A 13,338-nucleotide genomic window follows, 5' to 3' on the forward strand; every position below is an offset into this window, starting at 1 on the left:
CTTTATGAGATACGGAATGGTCATCGACCTGCGGCGCTGCGTGGGATGCAACGCGTGCACGGTCGCGTGCAAGCAGTCCAACGGCACGCCTCCCGGCATGTTCTACTCGCATGTGTCGCTGCGCGAGGAGGGCGCGTACCCGAACGCCACTGCGCGCTACACGCCCATGCTGTGCGGGCATTGCGAGGAGGCCGCCTGCGTGTCGGTGTGCCCGACGGGCGCGTCGTACCGCGACGAGGCCGGCGTGGTGCGCGTCGACCACGGGAAGTGCATCGGATGCAAGTACTGTATCGCCGCCTGCCCTTACGAGGTGCGCACGTTCCTGAGCGAGCGCATAGAGGGGTACTTTCCCGGAAGCGGCCTGACCGAGCAGGAGCGGGTCATGTACGGAGGCTTCGAGGTTGGCAAGGTGTACAAGTGCGACTTCTGCCGCAGCAAGGGCTACACCGACGGCATCGGGCCCTCGTGCGTGCGCGCCTGCCCCGGCGATGCGCGCGTGTTCGGCGACCTGGACGACCCCGAAAGCGAGGTGGCCAGGTTGCTGGCCGCCGAGCAGGTGCGGGTGCTCGGCGAGGAGTACGGTACGAAGCCGAACGTGTACTACGTCGCGCGTTCGGGAGCATAGCGAGCCCGAGGGCTCGAACCTCCCCGATCCGTCTTCCCGCCCCCTCCGCGATGGCCGGGCGCTGCACACCGTGCGGCGCCCGGCCTTGCATATGCGGGGAAAGCCGGTATCATAGGACGTGGAATTGACATGTCACTATTGAGCGGGGAGAGCGGCAGACGGGGGAGCGATGGGTCGGCCCGGCAGGAGGGAAAGCGCTTCGGGGCGCATGGCGTCCCGCGCCGCCGTGCGCATGGGCTCCGATCCCGTCGGGCGGCTGCTGGCGCGGTTCGCCGTCCCCGTGGTTGCGGGGCTTCTGGTATCGCGCTTCTACATCCTCGTGGACGGTATGTTCGTGGGCCAGGCGCTGGGCTCGGCGGGCGTGGCCGCGACCGCCATCGCCATGCCGTTCGTCACGCTGCTGAACGCCCTGGTCATGCTCATCGGCGACGGGGGCACCGCCGTGGTCGCCCTGCGCCTGGGCGCCGGCGAGCGGCAGGGGGCGGCTTCTGTGCTGGGGAACGCTTTGGTAATGCTCCTCATCCTGACCGTCGTGCTGGGGGCGACCGTGCTGTGGTGGGCCGATCCGCTGCTGGGGCTGGCGGGAGCGTCGGGGGCGGTACTCGGGCAGGCGAAGACGTACCTGGTCGTCACCGTGTTCGGCACGTTCGCGCTGGGCTTCTCGCTGGGCATCGACACGTTCCTGCGCGCCGCGGGCTTCCCGAACCGCACGCTGCTGGTGCAGGTGGCGGGTGCGCTGGCGAACATCGGCTTGGACTATGCGTTCGTCGTGGCCTGGGGCTGGGGCATAGCGGGCGCGGCATGGGCGACGATCCTGGGACAGGGGGTGTCCCTGGTGGTTACGCTGGCGCTCCTGTTCAAGCGCGACATGCCGTTTCGCCTGCGCGTGCGCGACCTGCGGCCCGACGCCCCGCTCATGGGGCGCATCGCGCTGCTGGGCATGCCGTCGTTCATCGTGCGCGGATCGGATGCCGCGCTCAACCTGGTGATGAACGCGCTGATCGTGGGCTATGGAGCCGCGACGGCTATCGGCGGGGACGACGCGCTCGCCGTGTCCGGGGCCATCAACCGCGTGCTGCAGTTCGCGCTGGTGCCCGCCATCGGCATTGCGGTGGCGGCGCGCCCGCTGGTCGGCTTCAACTACGGCGCGGGGAACCGCGTGCGCGTGCGCGCCATCGTGAGGGTGGCCCTTGCATCAGGCGCGGCTTGCCTGACGGCGGTATGGCTGCTGGTGGAAACAGACCCGGCGCTGCTCATGGGGCTGTTCGGCTTCCACGGGGAAACCGCAGCGTTCGCGGCGTGGGCGCTGCGGGTGTCGCTGCTGGCCATGCCCATCCTCATGGTGCGCATCACGGGCACCAACTACTTCCAGGCCATCGGCGGTGCGAACAAGGCCATCCTGCTCACGTTCTGCCAGCAGGTGGTGTTCCTGCTGCCCTTCATCGTTGCAGCGCCCCTGGTGCTGCCGCAGCTGACGGGCGCCACCCCGCTCGAGTCGGTGTTCTGGGGCATGCTGGCCTCCGACGTGGCCTCGACCGCCCTGGTCGCGGTGTTTTTGCTGCGCGATCCTGCGCTGCGCAGGGCGTGACGGCGACGTGCGCGCCGGCCCGCGCCCGGCCGGCCGCCGCAGTAACCGGCGGGCTGCCGCAGCACCCGCCCGGCCGGCCGGGCGCCGCAATACCTGCTCGGACGACGCAGTAACCGGTCGGCTGCCGCAGAAAAAAGCGCCCGGAGCCGCTGGCTTCCGGGCGCGTTGCGCTCTGGCGGAGGAAGTAGGATTCGAACCCACGGACGCGTGAACGTCAACAGTTTTCAAGACTGCCGCCTTCAACCACTCGGCCATTCCTCCGCGATGGGGGATGCGGGCGCTGTCCGCGAGGGGCGCTCCGCACGGCAATGTTTCACGTGAAACATTTGTTCGCCGCATGCGCTTTTCGAAAAGAGGTTCCGAAAAGCAAGCAAAGGATACCATATAATAATCCGTATGAACGACGAAGACAACAGAGCCGACGCTCCCCCTTGCGAACCTGCGGCCTCTGCGTCCCGAACGTGCAGGCCGGAGGAGACGGCGGTGCCGAGCGGCCTGACGGCGCAGGAGGCTGCCCGCGTTTCCGCTCATTGGCGGCCGCGCCTTTCCGACGAGGACTATATGCGCCTGGCGATCGACGAGGCGCGTCGCGCCGAAGGGCTGGGCGAGGTGCCCATCGGTGCCGTGGTGGTGTACGAGCCCATCGACCCTGCGACCCGCCGCCCCCTGGCCGAACCGCGGGTGATCGCGCGAGCGTGCAACTTGCGCGAGACGACGCGGGATCCGGCGGGGCACGCCGAGTTCCTGGCCATGCGGCAGGCGTCGGCCGCCCTCGGCGCGTGGCGGCTTGCCGGCTGCACGGTGTACGTGACGCTGGAGCCGTGCATCATGTGCGCGGGCCTCATGCACCAGGCGCGCATCGACCGCTGCGTGTACGGTGCGCCCGATCCGAAGGCCGGCGCGCTGGGAACGCTGTACCGCATCAACGAGGACGAGCGGCTCAACCACAACTTCACCGCGGCGCCCGGTGTGCTGGGCGACGAGTGCGCGGAGATGCTGCGTGCGTTCTTCGCGCGCAAGAGAAGGAAACGAACGGAGCCCCGATGACGAACCAGAACGAAGAGAACCTCCCCGGCACCCATGTGTCCGACGCTCCCGAGAGGGCGGCGTCTGCCTGCTCCGACCCGGGACGGCAGGCGGCCGCCGCAGGCTCGCAAGCTCCCGCCTGCCCGGCTTCGGCGCGGTCGGCAGCTGCGAACCCGCAGCCTGCAGCCGGCACGCCCGCGAGCGACCCGCATGCGGTGGACATGCTGGCGGCGGCGCGTGCCGCGCAGAAGGTCGACGAGGCGGCGTTCGGTGGCCCGGGAGCCGTCAAGGTCATCGCGCCTGCCAAGGTGAACCTGTTCCTGGGCATAGGGCAGCGGCGCCCCGACGGCTACCACGAGGCCCTGAGCGTCATGCACGCGCTCACCATGCACGACGTGCTGCGCATGCGGCTGGCGCCCGCGCAACCCGAAGGCCCCGCCGGCCTCTCCATCGCCCTCGACTGCCGCGTGGCCGAGGGCCTGCCCCCGCTCGATGTGCCGCCCGAGGACAACATCGTGAGCAGGGCGATCCGCCGGCTCGCCGAGGCAATCGGCCGCAGCGAGTGCGAGCAGGTGTCCGTGCTGCTGGAGAAGCGCATCCCCGCCGAGGCGGGGCTGGGCGGCGGCTCGTCCGATGCCGCCGCGGCGCTCGTGGGCGCGGCACAGCTGTGGGGGCTGGCCGCCGACGACCCGCGCATCGAGGAGGTCGCGCGCACCCTGGGCGCCGACGTGCCGTTCTTCCTGCACGGCGGATGCGCCGTTCTGGATGGCGCGGGCGATGCGTTCGTGCGCGAGCTTGCGCCCATGGGCTCTCCCGTGGTGCTGGTGAGGCCTGCGGGCGGCGTGTCGACGGCTGCCGCGTACCGGGCGTTCGACGAGTGCCCGGTGCCCGTGGCCGCATCCGACCGCGACGCGGCGCTTGCCGCCGCACGCGCCCAGGACGTGCCCCTGCGCAACAACCTGGCGGCCGCCTCCGAGTCGCTGCTGCCCGCGCTGGCCGACGTGCGCGCGTGGGCCGAGGCGTGCCCGGACGTGCAGCAGGCCCTCATGTCGGGCAGCGGGTCGGCCGTGTTCGCGCTCTGCGACACGTTCGAGGCCGCCGGTCGCGCCGCCGCCCAGGCCCGTCTGCGCGGCTGGTGGGCCCATGCCACGACGTTCGGCCGGGTACGCGCCGCCGCCGTCCCCTCCCGCTGAGCGCACCCGCCCGAAGCCGCGCCTCCCGCTCCGGTCGACGGCGCCGTCCCGATTGCAACCAGCCCGCAATCTGCCCCACCGGCGCCGTCCCGCCTATGACCGTGAGCCGTCCTACCGCGGCCCGTCCCGACAAGCTGCTGCTCCCGCCGCCCGCTATGGCCCGAAAGGGGGATGCAGCGCTCCGCTGTCCGCCTACGGCTCGTACTAAAGAAGGATGCCCTGGGTTACAGATTCAATCTATGTTCCCCATACGTGACCCAAGATGTTAAAATCCCAGTTACGTAATAGCAAAGGAGAGCTTATGAGCATCCCACTGATTGTCATCCTCGTCATCGTTGTCGTCCTGGTCGTTGCCATCATCGGCCTGTACAACAACCTGGTGAAGCTGCGCAACATGGTGGACAACGCCTGGGCGCAGATCGACGTGCAGCTGCAGCGCCGCTTGGACCTGATCCCGAACCTCGTGGAGACGGTCAAGGGCTACGCCTCGCACGAGCGCGGGACGCTCGAGGAGGTCACGCAGGCGCGCACCGCCGTGATGAACGCGCCCACGCCGGAGGGCAAGATGCAGGCCGACGGCATCCTTACCGGCGCCCTGAAGAACCTGTTCGCCGTGGCCGAGGCTTACCCCGACCTCAAGGCCAACGCGAACTTCCAGCAGCTCCAGGCCGAGCTGTCCAACACCGAGGACAAGATCAGCTACATGCGCCAGAGCTACAACGACACGGTCATGAAGTTCAACACGGCCATCCAGACGTTCCCGGCGGTGCTGTTCGCGGGGATGATGGGCTTCAAGCAGCGCGACAGCTTCGATGCCGCAGCCGGGGCGGACGTCGCCCCCAAGGTTCAATTCTAAGAGCGATCACCGCGCGCGCCCGAACCAACGAGGCGGGCGCTCCATTCTAGCCTAGCCAAGATCCGTTCGCGCAGCCACGCCGAGCGGCGCGGTTGCGCGAACGGATATGCCCGGTGGCCTTCTCCATTCGGGCGCTTGTCGGAGACAACAGGTCGGAAGTGATTGTATGACGCATGGTTTCCGCTACCATCGGATGCTCGACCGCGACCAACTCGCGCGGGTGCTCGACACCCGCATGCTCTCGTTCGCAATGACGTGCGCCCTGGTCGTTCTTCTTCTTGTGTTCTACACGGTGACGATGGTGAACATGGGCGCCATCTCCAGTCGAATCGACGAGATAAACGCGCATCCCTATCCGGTGACGGTGGCGGCAGGCGAGGTGGAAACCAACCTGGTTCAGCTGCGCACGCTTTCGGACCGGCTCGTGTACGTGAGGACGCCCGAGGCCGTGGATGCCGTCGAGGACGAGTATGCGAGCATCGATCGGGCGATAGCGGATCCGCTGGCCACCATTGCCAGCCAATGCCGGTCGTCCCCCGAGAAGGCGGGCGCGCTTTCGGCTGACTATGAAACGCTGAAGGCCGAGCAGCGACGGCTCATCGACACGTGCCGCGATCCCGCCACTACCGACGCCGAGGTGCAGCGCACGGTAAGCGAGCAGGTAGACCCGCTGATCGGGGCAATGCTCGCACGCAATTCCGAGATCATCGGGAGCTCGCACCAATCGTTCGACGCCCTGTTCGAGCTGGCCGTCAAGGCCTGTGCGGAAACCGCGCTGTACGCTACCGTGCTCATGGCGGGCGTGTTGGCCGTGCTCGCTGTCTTCTTGGTTACGTTAAGGCGCCGCAATGCCGAGCGCGACCGGCTCCAGAAGAACCTCGAGGCAGCGCTCGAAACGGCCCGCCACGCCAGCCAGGCGAAGTCGCAGTTCCTTGCCAGCGTGTCGCACGACATACGCACGCCGTGTTCGGCCATCGTGGGGCTGACGGAGATTGCCGAGCGCCATGTGGGCGAGAAAGACCGGGTGGAGGAGTGCTTGTCGAAGATCACGCTCTCATCGCACCACCTGATAAGCCTGATCAACGATGTTCTGGAGATGAGCAAGATCGAAAGCGGGCGGTTCATGCTGAATGACGAATCGTTCAGTTTGGAAGAGCTCGTGTCCCTGGTCGACGTTATCGCCCAGCAGCAGGCGCGCACGAAGCAGCTCGTGTTCCACATGGAAGCGGACGACGTTTCCGGCGTCTACGTGCGCGGCGATTCCCTGCGCTTGCGTCAGGTGCTGCTGAACCTTATCGGCAATGCCGTGAAATACACCGAGCCGGGCGGCGAGGTTCGCCTGCGCGTGCGGCTGGAGCGCCCAGGTTGCGTGTCGCCCGATCGGGCTCCCTGTACCGACGAGTCCCTGATGCTGGGCGAGAGCCGCGGCACCGACTTTCCCGAAACGCCCTGCGGCGGAGAAGGAGCGTGCGGTTGCGCGCTGTACCGGTTCGAGATCGAGGACAACGGTATAGGCATGGCGCCCGAGTTCGTGGGGCGTATCTTCGAGCCCTTCGAGCGAGAGCGCTCCGATGAGACGCGCAGCATCGAGGGAACCGGGCTGGGCATGTCCATCACGAAGAGCATCGTCGATCAGATGGGCGGCGCCATCGCCGTGAAAAGCGAGCGTCATCATGGCACGACGTTCACGGTCGACCTCCCGCTCTGCCTGGAGAGAGCCGATGCTGCCAAGCCCCTGCCCGCCGACGACGTGGTGCCCACGCTGCCGAGGCGCGTGGATTTCTCGGGCGTGCGCGTGCTGGTAGCAGAAGACGATGAGATCAACGCCGAGATAGCTTGCGACATCGTGGGACGCACGCATGCCGAGGTAGTCTGGGCGCATGATGGCGCAGAGGCGGTCGAGACGGTGTTGGGCGCCCCCGACGGCTGGTTCGACCTCGTGTTCATGGATGTGGAGATGCCGAACATGGACGGCTTGGAGGCTTCGCGCACCCTGCGGGATGCCTGCCGTCGCGAGGGGCGGCCGCAGCTCGTTATCGTGGCCATGACGGCGAATGCGTATGTGGAGGACCGTCGCCGCGCGTTCGATGCCGGCATGGACGACTACCTGGTGAAGCCTTTCGGCTTCGCCGACGTATGCGACGTGATGGACCTGCGCCTGCCAGCCCGCAGCGAATCGGATGGGCAGCATGCGGCAAACGAGTCGGCGGAGCCCGCCTTCTCTTTGGTATGATGGTGGCGAAGGAACGTAGGCGGGAGCGGCATTGAAGGGAGTGGACCGATGGTAGCAAGGCTTTCGCGTATCGTGCCGCTGCTCATCGTGTTGGCCGTTGTCGCGGGCATCGTGTACCTTGTTGCCGCATGGCGCTACTCGCCGAACCGCGGCAAGGAGATACTCATCAGGCTGTTCACATGGTTGACGGGGGCTCTCTCGGTCGTGTTCCTGCTCATAAGCCTGTATGCGCTGCTTGACGGCAATGCCCTCATCCTTGACTTGGGCGCGAGCTTCCTCGTGGCCGCGCTCATCGGCCTGGGCATAACGCGCATCTGCCGCGCCGTGTTCGTGCGCAATCACCCCGGCTGGAAGCAGAAACCCGTGCGGACGACGCACCCGGACGATCATCCTCGGCGCCCGTTCACGCCGCCGTGGAAGCGGTAGGGAGGACGGGCGAAGGTGCAAAAAAGAAAGCACCCCAAGAGGGGTGCGAAGGATGTCTCGATGGCGGAGAAGCAGGGATTCGAACCCTGGATACCCTTGTGGGGTATACTCACTTAGCAGGCGAGCACCTTCGGCCTCTCGGTCACTTCTCCGCGCTATAATAGGTGCGATTCGCTATGATACCGTGACCATCTCGAACTTGCAAGGAGATTGACCGTGCAAATCACGAGTGATCCTCATAATACCGGGGCGCGTGCTGCGATAGCCGCCCCTGCACGCCGTGCGAGCCATGCCGCTGCAGATGCTCGGGCCGTGCGCCGTCCCGTTGCGGCGCGCCTCATACTGCTGGCATCCGCGCTCGTCTTGGCTGCCGCAGCGCTGCTGGCTGCCGCGCCGGGCGAGGCGTTCGCGAAGTCCTACGACATGACGAAGGTGGACATAACGGCGCAGGCCGAGACGGATGGGTCGCTGCATGCGGTGGAGCAGCGCACGTTCGACTTCAACGGAGACTTCACGGCGGTGTGGTGGACGTTCGAGGGATTGCCTTCGAACGCGGAGCTGAAGGTGAACTCCGTGCGCATGGCGCGCGTGGACGGGGACGGCAACGTGGTGGGCGAGTGGGAGACGCTGCCCGGCGTGCCGTTCGTGCTGGACTGGCGCGATGCGGGAGGCCCCGGAACGGATGCGTACTCGGTCGACGCGCCGAAGAACACGGTGTACGCCTTCTTCGATGTCTCGGATGAGAAGGCGGTTATCGAGCTGGACTACACCGTGGTGAACGGCGTGCAGGCCTACAAGGACGTGGCCGAGGTGAACTGGAAGTACGTCGGCGACCAGTGGGAGGAGTCGTCGGCCGACATCACCATGACGCTGGCGCTGCCGGTGCCGCAGGGCGTGGCGGTGGAGCCCGGCGAGAACGTGCGTGCATGGGGCCATGGCCCGCTCGACGGGTCGTTGGCCATCAATTCGGACGGCAGCGTCACGTACACCGTGCCGAAGGTGAACGCCGGCCAGTACGCCGAGGCGCGCGTGCTGTTCCCCGTGGCGTGGCTCACGAACCTCTCTCCCGATGCGGCGAAGCTCCATGCGGACGAGGCGCGTCTCGACAAGGTGCTGGCCGAGGAGGAGGACTGGGTCGACCAGGCCAACCACAACCGCATGCAGTCGCTGGCCTTCGTCATCGGCTGCGGTGTGCTGTGCGTGCTGCTCATTGCTTGGGCGCTGTGGTCCTACTTCCGCTACGGCAAGGAGCATGCCCCGAGCTTCACCGACGAGTACTGGCGCGACGTTCCCGATCCGCGCGTGCACCCGGCCGTGATCGGCCGCCTGTGGCGCTGGGACCGCGAGAGCCAGGACGACTTCACGGCCACCCTCATGCACCTGTCGCACAGCGGCGCCATCCGCATCGACCGCGGCACGTATCAGGACCAGAAGTCCTTCGGCCGTACCGAGACGGTGGAGGACTACTATCTGACGCGCGTGCCCGCCGTGGCCGACGCGGTGGAGAACCCCATAGACCGGCAGGCGCTCGACCTCCTGTTCGGCACCATTGCCGCCGGTGGCGACTCGCTGTGGTTCGGCACCATCCAGCAGTATGGGAAGGACCACCCCGAGAAGTTCCTGGATGCCATGAAGACCTGGCAGGGCATCGTGTCGGCCGAGACGAACCGCTGGGACTTCTTCGAGGTCAAAGGCAAGCGCTACCAGGGGTACCTCGTTACGCTCGCCATTCTGGTGGGGGTGGCCGGCTTGGGCGTCGGGCTGCTCACGGACAACTTCATCCCGCTCATCTTCATGCTGCCCACGGCCATTGCGCTGGGCGTGATAGGCAACTACCTGCCGCGGCGCAGCGTGGAGGGGAACAACCTGGTGGCGAAGTGCAAGGCGCTGCGCAACTGGCTGCGCGACTTCTCGTCGCTCGACGAGCGCCCTCCCACCGACGTGAAGGTGTGGGGCGAGTTCATGGTGTACGCCTACGTGTTCGGCATTGCGAAGCAGGTCATGAGCGAGCTGCAGACGCACGTGCCCGAGCTGTTCGAGCCCGCGGCGGGCACGGCGTACGGATACGGCTACGTGCCATGGTGGTTCTGGTACGCGCCCACGCACGGCGCCGGCGGCGCGGTCATGCCGGCAGCGGGCGACCTGCTGCACACGGCCGTATCGAACACCGTGAGCACGGCGCAGGCCGCCATCTCGGGCGCGAGCGGCAACTTCTCCAGCGGCGGCGGCTTCGGCGGCGGTTTCAGCGGCGGCGGAGGCGGCGGCTTCGGCGGAGGAGGCGGCGCCCGGTAGCGCGGGGCGCGATTGCGGGCGGCTGGCGGCGCGGCATATCGTCGGATCTGCGCATCGGCGCATCGAGGCGTTATTGCTGACGGTGCGGCGCTGCGGCGCCCGATCTGCTCACCGTTCCGTCAGTTTCCGTAAACCGCATGAGACACCCTCCTGCTCCCGAGCGTGTTAGGGGCAGGAGGTGAATACGTGAGAAGAGAAAAAGAACGTGCCAGCGGGCGCCCCCTCAGGTCGGATGCGTTCATCCGGCAGGCCATGGCCGCCTGGGGCGGCTCGGTCTGGCGGCTCGCCCTGGCGCAGACGGGCTCCAAGGAAGATGCTGAGGACGTCTACCAGGACGTGTTCTTGCGGCTCGCCCAGAACACGACAGAGTTCTCCGGCCAGGAGCACCTGAAAGCCTGGCTCCTGCGCGTGGCCGTCAACCGCTGCCATGACGTGGCCCGCCTACGCAGCCGCCGTCCGGCGGTGCCCCTCGACAGCATGCCCTTCGAGCCGACCGATGCGGGCCCGCTCTCGCCCGACGAGGTGCGCGCCCTGTGGGAAGCGGTGGGGGAGCTGTCCGAGAGCATGCGCATCGTCATCCATCTGTATTACCAAGAGGGCTATTCCGGAAAAGAGATCGCGGAGGTGCTCGGCATCGAGCCGTCCACCGTGCGCACGCGCCTGCAAAGGGCGCGCGCACAGCTAAGAACATCTTTGGGAGGTGTCGACTATGGCCAGTGCGAACCAGTACAAAGCGATGATGGACCAAGCGGAGCCACCTGCCCATCTGCAGGATGACGTGATGGCGCGCCTCGGCGAGCTGCGCGGGGAGAAGGCTGCCGGACGCGAGGGGGCAACGTGCGGGCCGCAGGCGTTCATAGCTCGCGCCGGGGGAAAGCGCCGAGCGGTGCCTAGGGCGGCGAAGGTGCTGACCGGTGCGTTGGCTGCCGCGGTTGTGGCGGGCGCCCTGATCGCCGTGCCCGCGCTGCTGCCCGGCGTTCCGGGCGGCTCGGAAGGCGCGGGTGCCGGGACGCCCGCATCCTCGCTGGCCGAGCAGTTCGGCTTGGCGCTCTACGCGGATGCCGACGAGGGCGGCCAGACGGTGAGCGTTGCGACGGCTGACGAGGGCATTGTGCCGTTCGGCGGCGAAGGGGGGCCGCGGCCGAGCGCTCTCTCGTACCAGTTGAACCTCGCCTGCGTGGGCGAGGGCATCGAGTCCGTGATCTACGCCATCGACGGCGAGGATGTGGCGTTCGAGCTGATAGACATGAAGCCGCTGGAAGACGGGACGCTGGTGCCGTCGACGTACACGGCATCGCAGGAATTCACCCTTGACTACGCCGACCAGCAGCCCGAGGATCTGTGCCGACTGGTCAAGGTGGATCTGCGCACGCCGGAAGAGCGCGATTGGAGCGCACGCGTCGCTGACGTGCTCGCACGCCTGGATGCAGCAACTGATCCCGCTGAAAAGGAGGCGCTGAACAATGAGCTGACCGAGCTCGACAAGGAGCAGGCAGATAGCATCAACGGTGGGTACGAGGCGCTTGGCCAAGATGAGGATGCGCGCTACGCCGCCATGGACGAGCTCTTCTTCGAAGCATCCTGCGAGGCTGCACAGAAGATCGGCCAGGCAACGCTTTCGGCCACCGCCACGTTCACTGACGGAACCACTCTCATGCGCCGGTACCGCATCATGCCCGTCGAGAACTTCGAGCAGGTGTTCGCCGACCGCATGGCCGCCAACCGCGAGCAAGGCCGCCCCGACGACGACCCCCGCCTCACCGCCCCCCTTTTCGAGATCACCGAGCTGGCGTAACAAGCTCCAACGCGCAATCAGAAGGGCCCTGGTCGTTGACCGGGGCCCTTCTGCATTCAGGCGCCTTCGCATGTCGGCGGTAATGTGCTCTGCCCAAGAGCGGGTAGCTGCTGTGTAGCATGCTATAATGAGCAAGTTCGGTGCTTCGTCGCCCGGGCGGCTTCGAAAGATCGGAGAAGCCTATGGATCCCCAAACGATCATTGCGGTATGCGCGCTTCTTACGGTGGCAATCGGAATCGTGAGTTTGGCCAGAAGGGAGTGACGAACGGCCTTGTGCGTGAAAAAGCCGGTAACCCCTGTGCAAGAGTAAACCGGCTTAAGTAAGGAACAAGTGCTGCCCGAGTCGGCGGGGCACCGTTCGATTCGGATTGTACCACACTCGCGCAAACGACGCAGGGCTCGGCACATTGCTGTGCACCAACGAAGCCACACTTGCCGACAACGAAAAGAGCCCCGGATTCCGGGGCTCTTCCAAGTTCAAATGGTGCGGGTGAAAGGACTTGAACCTTCATGGGGTTGCCCCCATACGGACCTGAACCGTACGCGTCTGCCAATTCCGCCACACCCGCATCTGCTCTCCGACCTCGGTCGAAAGCAAGAACAGATGATACAGGACTTCATCCGCCTATGCAAGACTGAAATTTGCTCCTGCGGAGAAAAACGGCCTATAACGAGCAATCGCAGAGAGCTTCCACGCGTCTCCCGCGCTGCGCTCTCCGGGTACGTGCTGCGGAGGCTCCTTACAGGGCGGTGCCGCGCTTCGGCACGTAGAGGCCGGTCAGGTCGGCGCCCTCGTGCTCCAGCAGCCAGGCCTTGCGGGCGATGCCGCCGGCGTATCCGGTCAGGCTGCCGTCCGAGCCGATCACGCGATGGCAGGGCAGGATAATGGAGATGGGGTTGCGCCCGTTCGCCGTGCCAACGGCGCGCGCCGAGGCCTTACCACCGCAATCGCATGCGATCTGCGCGGCGAGCTCGGCGTAGGTGCGCAGCTCGCCGTAAGGGATGTCGGCCAGCAGCTTCCACACGCGCTGCTGGAACGGGGTGCCGCCCGGCTTGAGGGGCAGCGTCGCTACGGGAAGGGGGTCGCCGTCGAAGTAGCGGTCGAGCCAGGCGCGCACCTGCGCGAACACGGGAAGGTCGTCGCGGCGCTGCAGGTTCCCCGCCACCTTGCCGGCGAAGTACTTCTGACCCTCGATCCATAGCCCGACGATTGCCTCGCCGTCGCTCGCGATGGTGAGGTCGCCCAGCTCGGCATGGGGGTACACGGTCGAGTAAAGCATGAGGTCCCCGCTCTCTTCCATGC

General features: G+C 66.9%; 11 protein-coding genes and 3 tRNA genes. 10 read left to right on the forward strand and 4 right to left on the reverse strand.

Features of this window, described 5'->3' with window-relative positions; all coding sequences use genetic code 11:
• Nucleotides 1–4: 4 nt before the first annotated feature.
• Both K9U15_RS02050 and K9U15_RS02055 read left to right on the forward strand, forming a co-directional pair.
• Entirely contained in the window at nucleotides 5–625 is a 621-nt protein-coding gene (locus tag K9U15_RS02050) for a 4Fe-4S dicluster domain-containing protein (RefSeq protein ID WP_096227486.1), read from the forward strand.
• A 208-nt stretch (nucleotides 626–833) separates the two neighbouring features.
• Nucleotides 834–2,213, forward strand: coding sequence for an MATE family efflux transporter (locus K9U15_RS02055; protein WP_301155531.1), 1,380 nt, complete (start codon nucleotides 834–836; stop codon nucleotides 2,211–2,213).
• A gap of 173 nt (nucleotides 2,214–2,386) precedes the next feature.
• Here K9U15_RS02055 and K9U15_RS02060 read toward each other — a convergent pair.
• Nucleotides 2,387–2,474 (reverse strand) — tRNA-Ser (locus K9U15_RS02060).
• A gap of 234 nt (nucleotides 2,475–2,708) precedes the next feature.
• On the opposite strand from K9U15_RS02060, the gene K9U15_RS02065 reads away from it, so the two are divergent.
• The 5 genes from K9U15_RS02065 (at nucleotide 2,709) to K9U15_RS02085 (ending at nucleotide 7,947) form a co-directional block, all read left to right on the forward strand.
• Nucleotides 2,709–3,260, forward strand: coding sequence for a nucleoside deaminase (locus K9U15_RS02065; protein WP_264465350.1), 552 nt, complete (start codon nucleotides 2,709–2,711; stop codon nucleotides 3,258–3,260).
• Nucleotides 3,257–4,432, forward strand: coding sequence for a 4-(cytidine 5'-diphospho)-2-C-methyl-D-erythritol kinase (gene ispE, locus K9U15_RS02070; protein WP_227153969.1), 1,176 nt, complete (start codon nucleotides 3,257–3,259; stop codon nucleotides 4,430–4,432). The genes K9U15_RS02065 and ispE overlap by 4 nt, the downstream gene beginning before the upstream one ends.
• A gap of 301 nt (nucleotides 4,433–4,733) precedes the next feature.
• Nucleotides 4,734–5,288 (forward strand): LemA family protein, encoded by a 555-nt coding sequence (locus K9U15_RS02075; RefSeq protein ID WP_087191493.1) that lies wholly within the window; start codon nucleotides 4,734–4,736, stop codon nucleotides 5,286–5,288.
• 166 nt (nucleotides 5,289–5,454) lie between these two features.
• Entirely contained in the window at nucleotides 5,455–7,521 is a 2,067-nt protein-coding gene (locus K9U15_RS02080) for an ATP-binding protein (RefSeq protein WP_301155532.1), read from the forward strand.
• Nucleotides 7,522–7,569: 48 nt separating this feature from the next.
• On the forward strand, nucleotides 7,570–7,947 hold the full coding sequence (locus K9U15_RS02085; RefSeq protein WP_087191495.1) for a guanylate cyclase: 378 nt from the start codon (nucleotides 7,570–7,572) through the stop codon (nucleotides 7,945–7,947).
• Between the two features lie 61 nt (nucleotides 7,948–8,008).
• On the opposite strand, the gene K9U15_RS02090 is transcribed toward K9U15_RS02085, so the two are convergent.
• A tRNA-Ser gene (locus K9U15_RS02090) sits at nucleotides 8,009–8,099 on the reverse strand.
• A 64-nt stretch (nucleotides 8,100–8,163) separates the two neighbouring features.
• Between K9U15_RS02090 and K9U15_RS02095 the strand changes: the two genes are divergently transcribed.
• The 3 genes from K9U15_RS02095 to K9U15_RS02105 all read left to right on the forward strand — a co-directional run bounded on the left by K9U15_RS02095 (nucleotide 8,164) and on the right by K9U15_RS02105 (nucleotide 12,034).
• Nucleotides 8,164–10,239 carry a DUF2207 domain-containing protein gene (locus K9U15_RS02095; RefSeq protein ID WP_301155533.1) on the forward strand — a complete coding sequence of 692 codons (2,076 nt, stop codon included), beginning with the start codon at nucleotides 8,164–8,166 and terminating at the stop codon, nucleotides 10,237–10,239.
• A 186-nt stretch (nucleotides 10,240–10,425) separates the two neighbouring features.
• Complete coding sequence (locus K9U15_RS02100) at nucleotides 10,426–11,016, forward strand: sigma-70 family RNA polymerase sigma factor (protein WP_301155534.1); 591 nt, start codon at nucleotides 10,426–10,428, stop codon at nucleotides 11,014–11,016.
• Nucleotides 10,949–12,034 carry a hypothetical protein gene (locus tag K9U15_RS02105; protein WP_123649813.1) on the forward strand — a complete coding sequence of 362 codons (1,086 nt, stop codon included), beginning with the start codon at nucleotides 10,949–10,951 and terminating at the stop codon, nucleotides 12,032–12,034. The genes K9U15_RS02100 and K9U15_RS02105 overlap by 68 nt, the downstream gene beginning before the upstream one ends.
• Before the next feature lie 483 nt (nucleotides 12,035–12,517).
• On the opposite strand, the gene K9U15_RS02110 is transcribed toward K9U15_RS02105, so the two are convergent.
• Nucleotides 12,518–12,604: transfer RNA gene (locus K9U15_RS02110), tRNA-Leu, on the reverse strand.
• Nucleotides 12,605–12,775: 171 nt separating this feature from the next.
• On the reverse strand, nucleotides 12,776–13,315 hold the full coding sequence (locus K9U15_RS02115; protein ID WP_096228613.1) for a methylated-DNA--[protein]-cysteine S-methyltransferase: 540 nt from the start codon (nucleotides 13,313–13,315) through the stop codon (nucleotides 12,776–12,778).
• Between the last annotated feature and the right edge of the window lie 23 nt (nucleotides 13,316–13,338).

It is taken from the genome of Gordonibacter sp. RACS_AR68, assembly GCF_030418485.1.
In the GTDB taxonomy this organism is placed as follows: domain Bacteria; phylum Actinomycetota; class Coriobacteriia; order Coriobacteriales; family Eggerthellaceae; genus Gordonibacter; species Gordonibacter urolithinfaciens.